12 protein-coding genes and 1 pseudogene are annotated in these 15,986 nt (G+C 58.0%); 6 read left to right on the plus strand and 7 right to left on the minus strand.

Going from position 1 to position 15,986, the window contains the following annotated elements:
• Positions 1–47 precede the first annotated feature (47 nt).
• Entirely contained in the window at positions 48–299 is a 252-nt protein-coding gene (gene ubiK, locus ACSYS9_RS22660) for a ubiquinone biosynthesis accessory factor UbiK (RefSeq protein ID WP_049456468.1), read from the plus strand.
• 125 nt (positions 300–424) lie between these two features.
• On the plus strand, positions 425–859 hold the full coding sequence (arr, locus tag ACSYS9_RS22665; protein ID WP_071227688.1) for an NAD(+)--rifampin ADP-ribosyltransferase: 435 nt from the start codon (positions 425–427) through the stop codon (positions 857–859).
• Here the strand turns inward: arr and ACSYS9_RS22670 are convergent.
• The 3 genes from ACSYS9_RS22670 to ACSYS9_RS22680 form a co-directional block, all read right to left on the minus strand.
• Positions 852–1,295 (minus strand): DUF4279 domain-containing protein, encoded by a 444-nt coding sequence (locus ACSYS9_RS22670; protein ID WP_071227689.1) that lies wholly within the window; start codon positions 1,293–1,295, stop codon positions 852–854. The two genes, arr and ACSYS9_RS22670, sit on opposite strands and share 8 nt — an antisense overlap.
• Before the next feature lie 187 nt (positions 1,296–1,482).
• Positions 1,483–2,649, minus strand: a complete 1,167-nt coding sequence (locus ACSYS9_RS22675) for a TIR domain-containing protein (protein WP_071227690.1) — start codon at positions 2,647–2,649, stop codon at positions 1,483–1,485.
• Between the two features lie 205 nt (positions 2,650–2,854).
• A complete protein-coding gene (locus tag ACSYS9_RS22680; protein WP_143048165.1) occupies positions 2,855–3,937 on the minus strand; it encodes a hypothetical protein in 1,083 nt (360 codons plus the stop codon).
• Between the two features lie 641 nt (positions 3,938–4,578).
• Here ACSYS9_RS22680 and ACSYS9_RS22685 point away from each other — a divergent pair.
• From ACSYS9_RS22685 to ACSYS9_RS22700, 4 genes and pseudogenes are all read left to right on the plus strand, one after another.
• The gene (locus ACSYS9_RS22685) at positions 4,579–4,935 is read left to right on the plus strand and encodes a hypothetical protein (RefSeq protein WP_071227691.1); all 357 of its coding nucleotides are present in this window, start codon (positions 4,579–4,581) and stop codon (positions 4,933–4,935) included.
• A gap of 199 nt (positions 4,936–5,134) precedes the next feature.
• Positions 5,135–5,797 (plus strand): imm11 family protein, encoded by a 663-nt coding sequence (locus ACSYS9_RS22690; RefSeq protein ID WP_071227692.1) that lies wholly within the window; start codon positions 5,135–5,137, stop codon positions 5,795–5,797.
• 41 nt (positions 5,798–5,838) lie between these two features.
• Positions 5,839–8,514, plus strand: a complete 2,676-nt coding sequence (locus tag ACSYS9_RS22695; protein WP_081352260.1) for an XVIPCD domain-containing protein — start codon at positions 5,839–5,841, stop codon at positions 8,512–8,514.
• Positions 8,515–8,720: 206 nt separating this feature from the next.
• A pseudogene (locus tag ACSYS9_RS22700) lies at positions 8,721–8,933 on the plus strand (magnesium chelatase domain-containing protein); the annotation flags it as partial.
• Between the two features lie 57 nt (positions 8,934–8,990).
• Here the strand turns inward: ACSYS9_RS22700 and ACSYS9_RS22705 are convergent.
• Genes ACSYS9_RS22705 through lanKC form a run of 4 tightly spaced genes read right to left on the minus strand, consistent with a single transcriptional unit; the run spans position 8,991 to position 15,934 of the window.
• A complete protein-coding gene (locus ACSYS9_RS22705) occupies positions 8,991–10,205 on the minus strand; it encodes an ABC transporter permease (protein WP_071227694.1) in 1,215 nt (404 codons plus the stop codon).
• A gap of 11 nt (positions 10,206–10,216) precedes the next feature.
• On the minus strand, positions 10,217–11,536 hold the full coding sequence (locus ACSYS9_RS22710; protein WP_071227695.1) for an ABC transporter permease: 1,320 nt from the start codon (positions 11,534–11,536) through the stop codon (positions 10,217–10,219).
• A gap of 55 nt (positions 11,537–11,591) precedes the next feature.
• Entirely contained in the window at positions 11,592–13,196 is a 1,605-nt protein-coding gene (locus tag ACSYS9_RS22715; RefSeq protein ID WP_071227696.1) for an ABC transporter transmembrane domain-containing protein, read from the minus strand.
• On the minus strand, positions 13,193–15,934 hold the full coding sequence (gene lanKC, locus ACSYS9_RS22720; protein ID WP_081352253.1) for a class III lanthionine synthetase LanKC: 2,742 nt from the start codon (positions 15,932–15,934) through the stop codon (positions 13,193–13,195). The genes ACSYS9_RS22715 and lanKC overlap by 4 nt, the downstream gene beginning before the upstream one ends.
• Positions 15,935–15,986 lie beyond the last annotated feature (52 nt).

Below are 15,986 nucleotides of genomic sequence, written 5' to 3' on the forward strand. Positions count from 1 at the left end.
TGGCCTGCCCGCGCCGGATGCACGGGCCCACCCCCACGGAGCACCCCATGATCGACCTGAACCACATCGATGACCTCGCCCGTCGCCTCAGCGACCTGGTGCCGCCGGGCCTGCGCGAATCGCGCGAGGAACTGCAGGCCACCTTCAAGAGCGCACTGCAGGCCGGCCTGGCCAAGCTCGACCTGGTCACCCGCGAGGAGTTCGAAGTGCAGCGCGCCGTGCTGCTGAAGACCCGCGAAAAGCTGGACGCGCTGGAAACGGCCGTGCGCGAACTGGAAGGGCGCGGCGCCGCAGAATGAAAAAAGGAGGCGCACCGCGCCTCCCACTACAGAGTATTTCCCGGATGGGGGCTTGCAGCAAGGCCCACCGGGCGCCCTAGACTCGCCGGCCTGTCGATCCGGCAGGACACGCAGGGGCAGTGCCGATGGCGCAGGACACCGAATGGACACCCGTTTCGCATGACACCTGCGACCAGGTCGTCGGGCCGTTCTATCACGGCACCCGCGCTGACCTGGCGGTGGGCGAACTGCTGAGCGCGGGCTTTCGGTCCAACTATCGCGACAGCGTGGTGATGAACCACATCTACTTCACCACGATTGCCAAGGGCGCCGGGCTGGCTGCGGAGATGGCCCGCGGTGAAGGGCGACCGCGTGTGTATGTGGTGGCGCCGACCGGGCCGTTCGAGGACGATCCGAACGTGACCAACAAGAAGTTTCCCGGGAACCCAACGCGGTCGTATCGGAGTGCGCAGCCGTTGCGGGTGGTTGGGGAGATTGTGGAGTGGGAAGCCTACGACGCGGAATTCGTTCGGCAGTTGAGGGCGTTTGTTGCTTCGGGGAGTGGGGAGATCATCAATTGATGACCTCTGGGCATGGAGCGTTGCGCACTTCTTCATCGGCTTCATAGATGTCCAGCCCGAGCTCAATGCCGCGTTGACCAAGGGCGAGCAGCGCGCGAGGCGAAAGCAAGACACCACCGTTGCTGCCCATGAAGAGACCGCAGAACAGATCAGGCCGGAAGCGTGCCAATGACTGCCATACGGCGAGATCGTCGGTGAGTTGATCGAGGATCTCGAAGATCTGAGCGTCCAGATCTTCAGGCTCACGACGCTCCGCATCAAGTTGCCAGCTGCCGGTCCTGGCGATACGCACGGTGCCTGATTGGTTGCCTCTGAGTTCTTGGCCCTTGTGATGCGATGCGGTTGGAGTCGCTCCGAGCAAGGCACTGACTTCTTCGGGCAGGAGGTCGTCCCCGAAGAATCGGAGGGTTACCAGGGAATGATCGAATGTTGCCATCCGAGTTCAGTTGTCCTTTCAGGAATATTTTTCAACCCGTCCACCTCGTCGATATCCGCTTTCGCCACGCAGCGCGCATCTTCCTGGATTTCCGCCAGTATTCCAATAAATTCCCATATCCCCCTGAGATAATGCCTATAAGTACTTGGATCAACGTCTCAGCGCGCTACGCAAGATCATTAACTAACTAGTCCAAAGTCTTTGCGGCGGCTAGTGACTTGTGCCCAAGCTTTACGTGAATTCCATCAGCGGGCAGAAGATCCAAGAGATCATAGAAAGACACCTCCGCCCCCCATGAACCCATCGCGTAGGCATGGACTTGGTAAGGATGAAACAGGAACCTCAAGCCGTTACGAGAGATCGTGAATACCTGGAAATTCTCCCACTCCTCACCCGCGCCAGATCTGAATGATTCAATGTCTGACTGCTCTGGAAGCTCCGCAGTTCTCTCCCAGTACTCCTTCGACAATTGCTGAATGCAGGCAGCACTTATCCTCTTCAAGGCTTCGTCAGAGTCAGTGAAAAGGGCGGACAACTCCATCGTAGTGACTCTGCCATTGATGTAGAAGTTGTAGGATTCGAAGTGAGTATTGGGATGCGCCGCGCCGGCTCCATACCAACCGACTGAGTAATGAAGACTGAGAACTTCATCGTTCACTAACTCAATTGAAAAGTGATCCCAACGCCCGTTGAATGCATTCCCCGCTCCTTCTTCGAAGAATTCAGGGTTCTGCTCCCAAGGCCGCTGCCTCGCGTGAATCAGAGTCCGTGCAGCGCGGCCAGCGAAGAGCTGACTCAGCTCTCTTGCAGCGTCTTGATGGGTCTCGGACTCGAACCGTGGATACGAAACTTCGATGTCGTGACCAGGCCTACCCTTCCACTCTTCCTTGACCTCCTCCGTAAACACCTTGAAGGGACCATGCGTTGCTCCGTCGGCAAGGTCCACACTTTGTTGCTGCGCTGCCAGCTTCAGGGACGCGACAACCTGATCCCAAGCCCCCTCGACGTTGAGGTCAATGTGCTGATAGTTGTCCGATATTTGGTCAGGAACTTCGCAATCTTCTAGTAGAACGGGAATGATGAAAATGTCCCCGTGCAACTTGTTCCGCATGAGCTCCAGCGCGTCCTTCGCTTCTCGCTGGACGAACCCGCGCTTGGTGACGCTCCTAGCGCTCATGAAGATGATGATGGCGTTAGCAGACTTGAAGTTTCTCGTTATCTCAAGCTCCCAGCTCTGCCCAGGAAGAATTAGCTGATCTATCCAAGGAGAAAACCCCTGCTGCCTCAATCTTTCAAAGTACGGGAGCACTCGCTCTCTATCGTCGGACGCATAGCTAATGAAGACTCTAAGCATTTCTAGATTCCTTTGCTGATACTTCTGTTGAGCAATTCAATCAATCGACTCGCCAGCGGGGGCGCAGCACCGAAAACGAATCAACCGGCAAATTTTCTTCACGAAGCTTAGTGGATCTACGACTAACAGTACCAGCTGCTGCATCGAATAACTCGATGGCGGACGTTCCGCTGAACTGGTGCTTAGCGTTGGCACGTTCCACCAGTTACACCGATTTGCTGGCCATCTTCGCTGCAATGCTTGCAAGCTCTCCCACAAGCTTCGGGTCTAGCCCGCGACTTGGACTATCCGGTGCTCTTGGCCCCCGCCATTCGACATTGATCAGCGCAGCTGCCGTGGCAGCTCGTTCAGCGCCATCGCTCGATGTGAAAACAAGTTCGACGGCGACAGCTTGCGTACTCACTCGAGTCAAGTCGAGTTGATATAGGCGCACCTCTGCCAGAGTGTTCTTGTAAAGCCGAAGAAAAAAGAATGCGAAGACCTCGAGGAAAATCACAATGCCAAGACGAGGAACGTAATGAGCGGCCAATTCAAACCATCTCAGTTGTCGAGTGGTCCCTGTGGCCAGGATGTCTCGCAAAGGATCAGACACCGCAACATAGACCAGCACTAATGCAGCAAGAACGGTCACGAAACTGCCAATGATCAGATTGAGCAGAGCGCGTCTATTAAGAGCAATGATCTCTGCGTTCAACCGCTCCTGGGCCGTTTCGTAGAGAGTACGAATCTGCCTGATTGAATCTGCTTCGGTAGAACGGGACAATAGTTCTGTTGATACTTGATTGGCTATGTCAGCAATCTCATGCTGGGTTGGCCGCAGGCGCGCCGCTGAAGCAGAGGAATCCTGACCTGCAGCACCAAAGTGACCATGACTTGGAACTGCAGGTGGAGTGAATGAATCCTGCTCAGATTGGGAGAACACGGCCGTGGCTAGTCTGACAGCTCGCCGCGCCTTCGCCTGCGCGGAAGCGTCTAAGTATGTGTAAGTGGCGAACAAGAGGGCAATAACCGCGACGGCCAGGGAGCCAATTGTCCCCGCGAGGCTGGTCGGTGCAGCGGATCGAAGCCAGTCAATAATTCCGATGTTCTGCTTAACGATTTCTGCGTAAGTACCCAGTAAATTTGCCGCTATCAGCGCGCCAAATGTAGCGACGGTGACAACTTGATACAGACGATTAGTTCTGCTACGCCGTTCAATTGCATTATTGAGAAGGGCGCGCTCCCGCTCGAGAGCCATGCGCGCTTCGCTAAAGCTTGATGCATCATGCTCGAATCCATTCCCACTCATGGGCTCATATCCATGTTCAGATGGGAGGCAATGCTACATGGACGCAGTATGCTTGGCTCGGAAGTGGATGCTAGCTTGATGGCAAGCTGCTCGCCCGAAACGAATGTCCGCGTTCGACCGGAAGCAGACATCGTCCCGCCCCCCCCCCTCTTTACCAGCTTCCAGCATTCTCCGGTTCCGTCGCATGGACCTCCAAGCATTCTCGCCAGTGAAGCAATGTCGCAATTGCCATGTCCCGAATGCTCCTTCAGAAGAACTCACCTACGAAACGCCACAAGCACCAAAGCCCTTATCCCCCAGGGTCTCTCGTAGCTCCGCCCCTTATGCGACAATGCCAAAAACGTCTCGGGTTTTGGCGGCATTGACCCTACCCCTTGGCATTCCGCACAACAGCAGGTAATCGTTACTGCGCCACCGTGCATCGGTGGTCGGGACTCGAAAACCCGTTGTTGTGATGAAGTTTGCGCTTGCCAGCCGGTATCACCTTGCGTGGTACCGGCTGGCAATCCGTCTGCCGGCTATGGCGGGCGGGGCGTGGGGGCCTCGTGCCCGCCGGCGATCATCACACACCGGTTTTCGAGCCACGCCCTGTCCGCCACCTTTATAGGTGGCGGCTTCCGCTTGCATGCACGGAGCCCGCCATGACCACGCCGCACTCCCCTCCCCCGCGCCCGATCCAGGAAGCGCCCTCAGCCGCTCCGGCCCCGGACCCAAACAGCCTCATCTCCATCCTGCACGCCATCGGCGCGGGCGCTGCGGCCGACGGACAGCCTTGGCCCGAGCGGCATCACCTGCGCAGCCGGCAGATGCAGTTGTCCGACGCCGACTGCGCGCTCACCGGCCAACGCATCGTGCAGGAGATCCTGCTGGCGGCCGAGCGCACGCGCCAGAACGGCGAGCCGGAGCAGTACGTCGGCGACCGGGTGATGGAGGGGCTGGTGATGGCCGATCTCGCGCTGACCGCCTTCATCCACGAGCGGATGCGACCCAAGGACTGAGCGCGCGTATGGCGCGGCGTTTTCTGTCTGTGTGCGGAGTGACGAATGAATCGCAGCGCGCTCTTCTGCATTGTTCCGAACTTTCCCAGGATTCACCCGAATCGAGCACTTCGGGCACCGTTTGACACAACTTGTGGCTGCACTGAAGCCCAGCTAGCATCGGTCCAACGGCCTTCCCGTTCTGCCCCCGCATCCATAGATGGACGCCCCCGTGACCGAATCGACCGCCACTGAAGTTTCAGCCGAAGCCGCATCTCACAAGGGCGAATTCTTCCTGATCGACGCCGGCCTCCTGGGCAACAGCAGGGTTCCAGGCATAGAGATCGCCAACGAAGAGAAGCTGATCGATCCAGGGATGAATGTCGTCTCGCGTCCTGATGGAACGCCAGGTCAGTATCCGGAGCGCCCCCACCTGATTCATGTGCCCCAGAAGGGAGCAATGCCACGCGATCTGGAAGAGCTCGCTGGCATCTGGATTGTGTCGGAACCGTTGAAGCAGCTGTTTGAACGGATGGACCCCGAAGCGTTTGCCTTTGTGGCCTGCGACTTCAGCCTTGCCGACGGCAGCCCCGGCCCTCGGTACTACCTGGGCAATGTGCTGCGCAGGCTCGATGCCCTGGATGAAGCCGCTTCCCGCGTGAGGATCAAGCTCGATCACAATTATCAGACCGGCGAGGACGAGAAGCTTTACAGCCTCGTTGGAGGAGCCAGCCTGGTGTTCAAACAGGACGTTGTGGGCGATGCCCATATCTTCCGCCAGGATCGAATGGGCGCACCGCCCATCTGCGACCGCGCGATGTTTGATGCATTGGCTGCGGCCAACTTCTCCGGCGTACGGCTGCGTGATGTAGCCGATCTCTAAGACGAGCTCCTTCAAACGGATTCTTGAACGAGGTGGTGCGCATGGCCGACACGCCGGTTTTTCAGGGACACCATCTGATCGAACAGAATGCGTTCGAGCAAAGCCAACTGCTGAAGTCGCTTGCCAGGAGTGGTCATTTCACGCTCCACGGACCCGACAACATTCTCAACCTGCCCGCGAACCCCGCGCTGGCAACCCGCCTGGGTATTTCGCCACACTCAGGCGGCCCGTTGAGTGCGTACACGGATCAACTGAAGTTCGTTCTCGACGACCTCACGGAAACCTACGATGGCCGAACCCTGCTGGCGAAGGATTCTCCGCCGGATGTGCGCGCTGCCGCCGTCGAGCGTATGGGTGCCCGCATCCAGAACCTGGAATACACCCTTCGCGCCGGCATCCTCAACGGCGACCTGGTCACCAACACGCCCGAGAACATGACCGCGGCGGAAGCCAACGCCAAGATCCGCACCTTCTTCTCCGATCTGGACGGCTACCAGCGCACCCACGCCGCGCAGATTGCGGAACTGAAGACCCTCAACCCCTCCGAGTTGCGCTGGCGCGCTGTCACCCAGTCCGAAGCCAATGTGAAGGCGGCGCTGGATGCCATCGACGAACCCGGCAACTCGACCCTGAGCGAGCGCTGGGGTGGCCGCGCATCGATGGGCACCGCGATTCAGGAGGCCAACCAGGGCGGTCGCCTGCAGCTGACCGAGCACACCGCTGCCCGCATACGCACTGCGTTCAACCCGGAGATGCCACTGACCATCGTGCGCCCTGGCCCGGCAAGCACGGCCCCGGAACTGGCTGGCTCTGCAGGGCGAGCGGGCGCTGCAGAAGGTGCCGCCGAAGCTGCCGCCGCGCGCGGACAGATTACCGGCGCCCGCGTACTCGGGGCCGCGGGTGTCGCCGCACTGGCCGTGGACTTCGCCATCACCGGCCACCGCGTGGCCGAATTGCGCAGCGAGGGCAACGACGCCGGCGCAAAATCTGCGGCCACCCACTTCGTGGGGCGCACCGCGGGCGGCTTTGGCGGCGGCTTCCTGTTGGGCGCAGGGTACGGAGTCGTTACCGGCTCGTGGACCGGGCCAGGTGCGCTGGCTACCGGACTGCTGGGCGGCGTGGCCGGCGGCTTCACCGGTGAGTACTGGGCCCAGTACCAGGACAAGAAAGCCGTTTACACCCAGGTGGACCGCAGTGGCAACGAATGGAGCCGCGACCCGGAGGATTCAGAGGGCACCTGGAGCCGCAGCGTGCGCACACCGCAGCCCGACGGAAGCTACCGCGAGATCACGATGGTCGCCGGTGGCCGGCTGGTGGACGAGCTGAACTACAAAGCCGCCAACGACTCATATTCACTGGGCATGGCCAACCTGCCCAGGCCGCAGAACCCCTTCAAGCTCAATGCAGGCGGCGAGAGCACGCCGCCGCGCGAGCCGTTTGAAACCAACCGCCACTACGTGCGCAATCCGCACAGCGGCGAATGGAACCTCTCCATCCACTCAATGATTGATGGACGCGTCCCCTTTGACTACAGCGTGCCCGTGGGCCCGGAAAAGTCCGGCCAACTGGAACGGGAATCGCAGCGCATCATTGCCCAGAACGCCTTGAACACGCCGGAGGCGCTCGCCGCCCGTTACCAGGTGGCGTTCAACCAGTACAACTGGCACGAGTTCGCCACCATTGAGCCGGTACCGGAGGTGATCACCAACGCGCTGCCCCAGACGCAGCCCCTGCGCGCTTCCAACGGCGAGAAGTACACGCAGGACGCCAACGGGCAGTGGCACACCCCGGGCTGGGTGTATGGCACCAACCCGGCCGAGGGCAGCATCATCGAGGAGCTCAATCGCACGCGTCAGAGCCAGCAGGCCGGTGTGCAGGAGCTGAATTCCATGGCGGACATTGCCCGGGCCAATCCCACGCCAACCGAGTACGGCTTGCGCAGCCAAGTGGTGGACGCCTACCGAAGCGCCGGCATTGAGCGAAACGCAGAAGAAATTGATGACGCTGTAGCCGCTGTTGCCCAGGATCACGCACGCACCGTGCCCAGCTTTGGCACCTTCATGCTGCAGGTACAGAAGGATGGCTCGCTGGCCACCTTGGCGGGGAAGGATGACGAGCGCATGCAGATCGTTTCCGTTACCACGCCAGAGGAGATTGCTCAGGCACACGTGCGGCGCACGACCTCAGAACAAGAGCAGCAACCTGCGGGCGTCGCACCGGACGCACCTTCGCCACACGCCTCCAGGCCTGCCACCCAGCACGACGCTGACGTAGACCGAGACCAAAGCTCGGTCCTGCGTCCGGATGGCAGCAGGCTGCTGGAGCAGTTGCGCTCGTCGGTAGCCATGCTGGATGAAAAGAACAACAAGCCGTGGGACCAGAGCAGCGACCGCCTGCTGGCCAGCGCCTACAGGCTTGCGGCAGACGCCGGGTTCAAGCCTGGCGACAAAGTAGACATGGCACTGAGTGAAGCCACTGAAACCCGTGCTGCGGGTACTACGCTGTTCGTGACGCGCTCCGGGCCGGGCGCGTCCTCGGACCCCGCCGCCAACCGGGTGCAGATGCCAACACAGGACGCCCTGGCGATCGCACCGGAGCAGCAGTATGCAGCGGCCAACCGGAGCCTCGACGCTCAGGATCGGGAGCAATCGCAGCAGCTGGCGCAAGCGCAGGAGCGGCAGCAGGAAGAGAGCCGGCAGGGACCGCGGATGGGCTGATGGCAGCGGTTCTGGCTGATCAACGCCGATCCACTTGATACCGGGCGAGTTCCGGCGCTCACATTGCAGAGACTGGTCGCCGCATAGGAACAAGGCACGCTCCGGGCACCTGTCGGAATCCTCCTAGCTGCGTCGCCAACAAACCCCGATATCCCTGCGCAGAGCGCCTGCCACACCATCAAACATCCCTCCGCAGGAAGCCACACATGAGCCTGGCGCTGGTCCACAGCCGTGCCCGCGCCGGGGTCGACGCCCCGCTGGTGCGGGTCGAAGTGCATCTCTCTGGCGGCCTGCCTGTCACGCAGATCGTGGGCTTGGCCGAGACCAGTGTGCGCGAATCACGCGAGCGCGTGCGAGCCGCCCTGCTCTGCGCGCGCTTCGACTTTCCGCAGCGGCGCATCACGTTGAACATCGCGCCTCGAGCATGTCGCACCTTGGCGTCGTCGGGCTGCGGGCTCGGCTTCACCTAAAATGGGTCAGAGCGAGCGGATCGCCTCTAGGGGCGTGATTGCTGAGGCCTTCAGTGCCGGAACCAGGACCGCTGCTTGGCCTAGCAACCACAATGCTATAGCACTCACCGGCAAGTAGGCTGCCGGTAGCCTTGGCAACTCGTAGAACCGCATTAGGCCAATATTCATCGCGTAGGAAAGGACCAGTCCAACCGCAATGCCGAGACTGACGATCAGAAAATTCTCGATCTGGAAGTAACGCAGAATATCCGATCGCGTGGCCCCTAAAGCACGACGAATGCCGATCTGCTTCCGGCGCTGCTCTACCCAATAGCTGGCCAAGCCCACAATTCCCAATGCAGTGGCCCCAAGAAGGGCAATGATCACTGCGGCAAGCAACCCCATCATGACCTTGGCACCGCGAAAGTGGTCTGACCTGAGTTCGGAGACCGGGCGACTGGCAGAATGGTCAAAAACCACATCAGGTGCAGCCGCCGATATAGCCCTCCCTACTTGGCCAAAGATCTGCGGAAGATCTTCCGGATTGGCTCGCACCAGGTATCTGCCAGCGAGCCGAGGCCCGGCCAATGCTGGAACGATGAGCGACCAGTCATTGCCCAATGCCTCTCCCAATCCCGGTTGAGAGACAGCAAGGTGGTCGACGGTACCTATTACCGTGAATCGGGTATCCATGGCCCAAATGCTTTGGCCGATTGCGCTTTGCCCCGGCCAATAGCGATCGGCTAACTGCCGAGTCACCAGCACCGGGGCGTTGGATGGGACGTACTGCTCGATGGGCGCATACTCGGCCGGCTCCGGCATACGACCAGACACCACATTCAAACCGAGCAACTTCAGCGCCACAGCATCCCCAAGGTAGAAATCCAGAACACCGCCAGAGCGCTCAAGCGCTTCGTCAGTGTTCACACCGGCACGGACTCCAGGATCGCCAAAGGGAACAGCACTAATGGCGCCCACAGCCTCCACACCTGGAATAGCCCGGATAGCGTTCATCACACGGGCGTTGATGTCATGTGCGTCTTCTGCGCTGAATCCGGAGAGCTGGACGATCCCAAGTGACGACTCCTGAACGCCACTATCAAGGTTGAGCGCTCGACTCTTCTCCATGAACATGAAGATTGCGTTGCATAGAACTGCACACGCTAAGGCTATCTCAATGGTGATCAAGAATGTGGCCAGTTTGTGCTTCTTCAGCGCCGCCACGATGATTCCAACTTGCATGGCACACTCCTTCAAAGCAGCTTCAGCTGGGTAACCGGCTGGATAAAACTCGCTCGATACGCGGGAATCGCACCCGCCAAGAGGCTTGTGAGCAAAGATAGAATGACTGTGACCAGAAACATTGCGATGTCCAGGTGCACCAGATCTGCGTATGCTACTGGCTGGATGCGTATCATCCACAAGCCAAGTAACGTTAGGAACAAGCCAAGCACGCCGCCCAAAGCACCGATTAGACCGGCCTCGACCAGACACTGCGTGAAGATAGCGACTCTGCTCGCTCCCAACGCGCGACGCAGGCCGATCTCTCCGCCGTGTCTCATGAACTTCGCAAGCAGCAAGCCGACTACGTTTGCGAGGCAGATCAGAAGGAACGCGAAGGCCAAAACCGTCTGCACTTTTACGTCGCTGGGAACTACCTGATTGAAGTCCAGCCATTCCATCAGAGACCTCAACCGGGTGTTGTCGTCGTGCTTGATACGTCCAAGGCGCTTCTGCTCAGCTGCATAGTTACGGAGGAAGCGATCGTATCCCTGAACGCGCTCCGGACCACTCAACTTTACCCATAGCGCGACCGCGACACAGGGCGAGCTCTCGAGAACACCAGGACGATCTGGGGTAGCCCAACAGGTAAACGGTTGGAAGTCGCCCTCGTTGATCTCGAGGCTAGCTGAGAGAGGAAGAAACACATCGTCCGCTACACCGTAGAAGCCGGATGTCTCACCACCAGAGAAGCGCCCACCTCTGATCTTGTAGAACAGTGGGGAAGGACGCCATGGGCCTAGAACACCGATGATCTGAAGATTCGTATCTTTGACTCTTAAGCTCTGACCGACACTGTTGCGGCCGCCGAACAACTGCTGGTTGAGTCGATCTGAGATCACTGCGACACGGCTGCGACGCGCGTCATCCTCAGCACCCCAAGCGCGCCCGTACTGTAGCGGCACGTCGAACATCGTAAAGAATTCTGAAGTTGTTGAGATCGAAGAGATCATCAGCGGTACTCCGCTAGGAAGCTCTGACCTAACCTTGACGGGATTGGATACCACCATCGCCTGGCTGTCCGCCTGCTTGGCCGACCATAGGTCAAATGCGGTGCGGTAATCCATTACATCATAGGGCTCACGTCCTTTGGACTCTGGGTTCACATCAACTTGAGGGTAATAGATGTGCCCGCTCTTGCCTGGAAGAGGGTCTCCAGACAGGATGTGCATGACTGTGAGGGTTGTCATGCTCGCTCCGATGCCAACCGATATCGCCAGAATCACCAATCCAGTGATGACCTTGTTCCTTGCGGCGTTATGCAGCGCAACTTTCACGTAATAGCCAAACATCTAAGCAACCCTCCTGTGCTGTCCCACCTGTTCTGCGCCGGCCCATGGGGTCCGACTAAGCCTGCTGGACTGCGTTCTCATCCATAGTCCCAGCACTCTCTGACTCAAGCGCAAGAGTTGTATCAAACAGATTTCGGTACTCGATTCCGCCGTGCATGATCATTATCAGTATTTTGCCTTTCGTGATCGTCATGATCATATCCATGGCGATACGTTGGATGCCGGCGTCCAGGTTCGCAAGTGGCTCGTCCAATACATAGAGATCGGCCCTCTTGCTAAGTGCCATGGCCAAGGCAACCTTCTGTTGCTGACCCGCAGACAGCTGGTCAGGATAGGCCTCAAGAATCTCTGAAGAAAATACAGCCAGTGTTTTCAGAAGCTCTACGTCAACCCCAAGGTCCTTTATGGCGAGAGGAGGAAATGCGAGCGGCAGAGTGGATGAGCTGATTCGTGCAGGCAGTGAAAGACTACCTGCTGTGGGCAGCAGGTGCCTCGCGAGGATGTTGGCAAGTGTGGTCTTTCCAGAGCCGTTGTCACCAGTGACGAGAACCCTCTGCCCCCGATCAATGACTGTGGATACATTTCGAAGAACGCTGGTTTGGCCGAAGCTAAAGGACAAGCGATCGGCTATGACACTTTCTGAATACTTAAATTCAGACGATTTTCGCAACTCAAGAAACCCTGAAACTCGATGAACCGTGGCGCCGTAGCTCTTCAGATCTGCCCAGTTCTTGAAGATGGCAATTAGGGTTGTAGCCGCACGCCAGAATGCGTTCATGAATGCAATGAACGAACCAAATGTCATCTTCTTCTGAAAGACAAATATCGCACCAACGAATATCGAGCAGACATCCGACAGAACCATCGTCAGATCACTTGCGCCTTGAAGTGTGCGCACCACCTTGAATCGACTGTAGCCTGCATCCAAGAGGCCGTGCATGCCTCTATCGAACGAACTCAACGTCTTGCTTGTCAATCCGAACGTCCCCACCATCTTCAGGCTTCCAACAGCTCTGGCAAGGACAACCAGAACCTGGGCTTCCTTTTCCCGCTCCGTAGATGTCAAAGCACTGATGCGTTTGCCGACCACCAAGCTGACAATCGTGGCAATTGGGATGATCGCGGCAAGAACTGCGAAGGCCTTCCATGAGATGTAGAGCAGTGCTATGACCAAGGCCACAAGCATGGAGATCTTGACTGCAACTCCTCTGACCAAGGCAAGCATTGGTACCAGACCATCCTTTACGTCAGATCTGATCCGCGAAATGTAGTATCCCACTCCGTTTCGCAGGAAGTCTTCGTAGCGTTCACTGTAGAAGACGCGCAGAAGTTCCTCACTGACTCGCCTCACAATGCGATTGTCCAATCGCTGCTGCCAAAGCGAAGTCACGTAGGCACCCACGTTGAGCGACACACCTAGCGCAAGATAGCCAAGGATCAGGTACATCAAACGCGAAAAATCGCCCCTCAACGACGCCTCATCAAGAATCGCCTTGATCAGGAGGGGAGGTATCAGACCTTCAAATGCACCAATTGCACAGGAGGTGATCGTCACCGCCACGTACTCATTCCGGTTCTCGCCTAGCAAACGCGAGAAGTCACGCCATGGTGTGTGGCCGCGGCCAGGATCCACCGCAGTGCTGCCGCTCGGCGTACTCATTCTTGCCCTATTCCCCACTCAGGCCCTTCCATGAGGGTAGGGCCCAGCTGATGGCCTGCCTGCACCTTCAAGAAGGGGGCGTCCAAGATGTCCAGACAGAATTCATCGGGATACGGCGAACTCAGTCGATGCAAGGCCCGGATAGCCCCAGCAACACCTGTGGCGTAGTCACAGGAAATGCGAAACAGGTTCTCTCCCGGTATCGCCGCTGTGTCATCGTCGCCAAAAACATAGATGTCGGTCAGCCCCTCATAAGGGCGATTGGCCAGATTCAGGTACTTTGCATCTCCTGAATACACATAGGCATCTACCAGAGTGTCTATCAATCCGGCAAGGCCGTAAATAAGACCCGGAAATCCGGAATACTTGCGGTAGAGATCCAAGGCCAGAGATTCAACTACATCCCAGAGACCGTACCTGATGGCGACTTTTATAATGCCTGCGGTACCCTGCTCCACGTAGGGTTCGTAGGTGGTTAGGCCAGTAGGTGCGGCGGCAAACGTGGTGATACCTGCCTCCAGCTCGTTTCCCTTCGACAGGTCGTAGGCCAGTGCCAACTCTCCTATCGCCCTCCACTTAGAATCGCCGGTCACTTGAGACAGCCGGAGGAAGAAAAGCGCCACTCCGGATTGACCATAGCCGAGTCCTACTCGAATGACGCCGTCGTCCTCCCAATAGATTCCGTTCTCCGTACGAACCGCAGATGATTTCAGCTGCAGACCGAGCTCTAAGGCAGTTTCCAGATAGTTCGTGACTTGCGAGGCAAGAAAGGCTGCCAGATTCGCCATTCCGATGCCGGCTGCTCCGTAGTAGAACGAGATCTGGCCCTTCGAAACTGAACTTCTGTTGGCCATGTCAATGAAGCCAAGCCCGACAGAATCGTAGCCCATGGCCAAATGGGCCCATCCGATTCCCGCCAGCCCCGTCAGCACACCGGGCGCTGTGTTCGCCTCATGAAGACGTCCTGCATCCGAAAAGTGCCGCTCGAGTACTTCATTGGCCACCTCGGCACCGGCGCGTGTGAGTGCGTAGATTACGCCGGAGGAACCAAATCCCAAGCTAGTTGCATTTGTGGAGAGAGCAAAGGGGTCACAAGGAAACAGCGTGTACTTCGAATTCAGTCGATAGTTCATCAGAACGAACCTAGACAACCGTTCTATCAAGTGCTCCACTGGCTCAGAAGAAGCCTCGCGCATACCGTACGGCTCATCTATTGAGGCTCCTACCTGTAGCCTTTCTTCGGCCTCGCGAAGATCGATCCGTCCCTGCGCGAGACCACGAATCACATCGAGCACCGGGGTCCCTTCCCAGCCGATATCCTGGACGAGAATGGGAAGGACGTTGTCGAAGAGGTCGTCTCTGACATACGCCATCGCCACGATCGGAAACATGGAGTACATCATGATCGCCGAAACTGCGTACAGGTCATCCTCGATGCTGCTTACCTTTGTCCTGCTCTTCATCTTGCTTCTGAATCCAGGTGTATGGATGTCGTCGGATTCTCCATGAGACGGTCGGAATGCAGCTTCCAGGTCAATCAACCGCACCTCCAGGGATTCCTTCTTAACCAGAATATTTGGGGGTGACAGATCGCCAATAACCATTCCTGCCCTATGCGCCAGATCAACGACTCTGAAGAGATTAATGAAGATCGTTCGATACATCCCATAGAACTTCTCACTGTCTGCCACCGTTGGGCGCACCGTCATCAGCGGCGAGAACTGGAGCATGACCTGCCGCATGTCGAGAGCATCGAAATGCTCCTCAACGAGGTAGAAATTCTCCCAATCCCAGAACGAGTCCAAGACTGCAGGGGCGACTCCCAGCGGACTGAGGATGCTCAGATTCGACATCTCTCTTTCCAGGCGGGTGGTTGCATCTCCGCCATTTTCATAGAGCTCCACATGGGGCCTGGCCTCCTTGATGACGACTTGGCGACCGGTGAGAGTGTCCTTTGACAGGTACACTCCACCAGTGTTCGAGAAGCCCAGCGCGCTCTCGATCAAGTAGCGACCGTTGTTCAAGACCATCTCCCCTGTTTCCTCTTCCTCGGCAGGGAAGGGGTCCTGAGCCCACTCAGGAGTCTCGAAGTACGGGGTCCGATGATCAGGGACATGGTCTCCTGACGGTGAAACAAGCATCGGGATCATTCTTCCCATGAAGTCCAGACGGTTCACTTGGATGATGCCGCCGTACCGGTAGTAGATACAGCGGCTGTCTTTGTAGCGCTTGTCGGACAGGATGTAAGATCCGACATTCGCCCCCACCTCTTGGTACATCAGCTCGATGAGTTCTTTGAACTCAGTCTCCGTATGCGGGTAGACCGTAATGAACTTCCCAGATCCACCTCGGGGCCAACGCTTGGATGTCATCATCCTCATCGTGCGGCGGTCGTTGGCGAACTTAAACTCCACATCACGCTGAAGCAGAAGCTCAGCAACACGCTGAAGAATCTGCTTGCAGTTATCTTCGATTGCTGACAAATGGATCTTCCAACCCTGAGCTGGAAGCGACCGCGAGCCAGACCTCGCGAGTGGCAAGACATGGGACCACACTCCGATCCGGCGAATGCCCCAGCCTTGCCCATGCGCCACTAGAAGCTGATCAACAATCGACACTAGCTCATCGCTCGGCCTGTAATGCTCGTAGTTCGGCTCGTAGAAGCGCTCGTCGCTGCTGATGAAGTTGACCTTGTCAACATGCCGCAGCTCGCGCAGCGTAGGTTTTCTGGAAGACATCACACGCTATCCTTGGAGATGATCGGCCCGCAGTCTCCAACCGAGCACTGGC

Source organism: Stenotrophomonas sp. STK17_22 (genome assembly GCF_051983905.1).
Taxonomy (GTDB): Bacteria; Pseudomonadota; Gammaproteobacteria; order Xanthomonadales; family Xanthomonadaceae; genus Stenotrophomonas; species Stenotrophomonas maltophilia_A.

Coding starts and splice junctions, on each gene's coding strand:
- ubiK (WP_049456468.1), top strand. CDS start 48: ATGATCGACCTGAACCACATCGATGACCTCGCCCGTCGCCTCAGCGAC.
- arr (WP_071227688.1), top strand. CDS start 425: ATGGCGCAGGACACCGAATGGACACCCGTTTCGCATGACACCTGCGAC.
- ACSYS9_RS22670 (WP_071227689.1), bottom strand. CDS start 1,295: ATGGCAACATTCGATCATTCCCTGGTAACCCTCCGATTCTTCGGGGAC.
- ACSYS9_RS22675 (WP_071227690.1), bottom strand. CDS start 2,649: ATGCTTAGAGTCTTCATTAGCTATGCGTCCGACGATAGAGAGCGAGTG.
- ACSYS9_RS22680 (WP_143048165.1), bottom strand. CDS start 3,937: ATGAGTGGGAATGGATTCGAGCATGATGCATCAAGCTTTAGCGAAGCG.
- ACSYS9_RS22685 (WP_071227691.1), top strand. CDS start 4,579: ATGACCACGCCGCACTCCCCTCCCCCGCGCCCGATCCAGGAAGCGCCC.
- ACSYS9_RS22690 (WP_071227692.1), top strand. CDS start 5,135: ATGGACGCCCCCGTGACCGAATCGACCGCCACTGAAGTTTCAGCCGAA.
- ACSYS9_RS22695 (WP_081352260.1), top strand. CDS start 5,839: ATGGCCGACACGCCGGTTTTTCAGGGACACCATCTGATCGAACAGAAT.
- ACSYS9_RS22705 (WP_071227694.1), bottom strand. CDS start 10,205: ATGCAAGTTGGAATCATCGTGGCGGCGCTGAAGAAGCACAAACTGGCC.
- ACSYS9_RS22710 (WP_071227695.1), bottom strand. CDS start 11,536: ATGTTTGGCTATTACGTGAAAGTTGCGCTGCATAACGCCGCAAGGAAC.
- ACSYS9_RS22715 (WP_071227696.1), bottom strand. CDS start 13,196: ATGAGTACGCCGAGCGGCAGCACTGCGGTGGATCCTGGCCGCGGCCAC.
- lanKC (WP_081352253.1), bottom strand. CDS start 15,934: ATGTCTTCCAGAAAACCTACGCTGCGCGAGCTGCGGCATGTTGACAAG.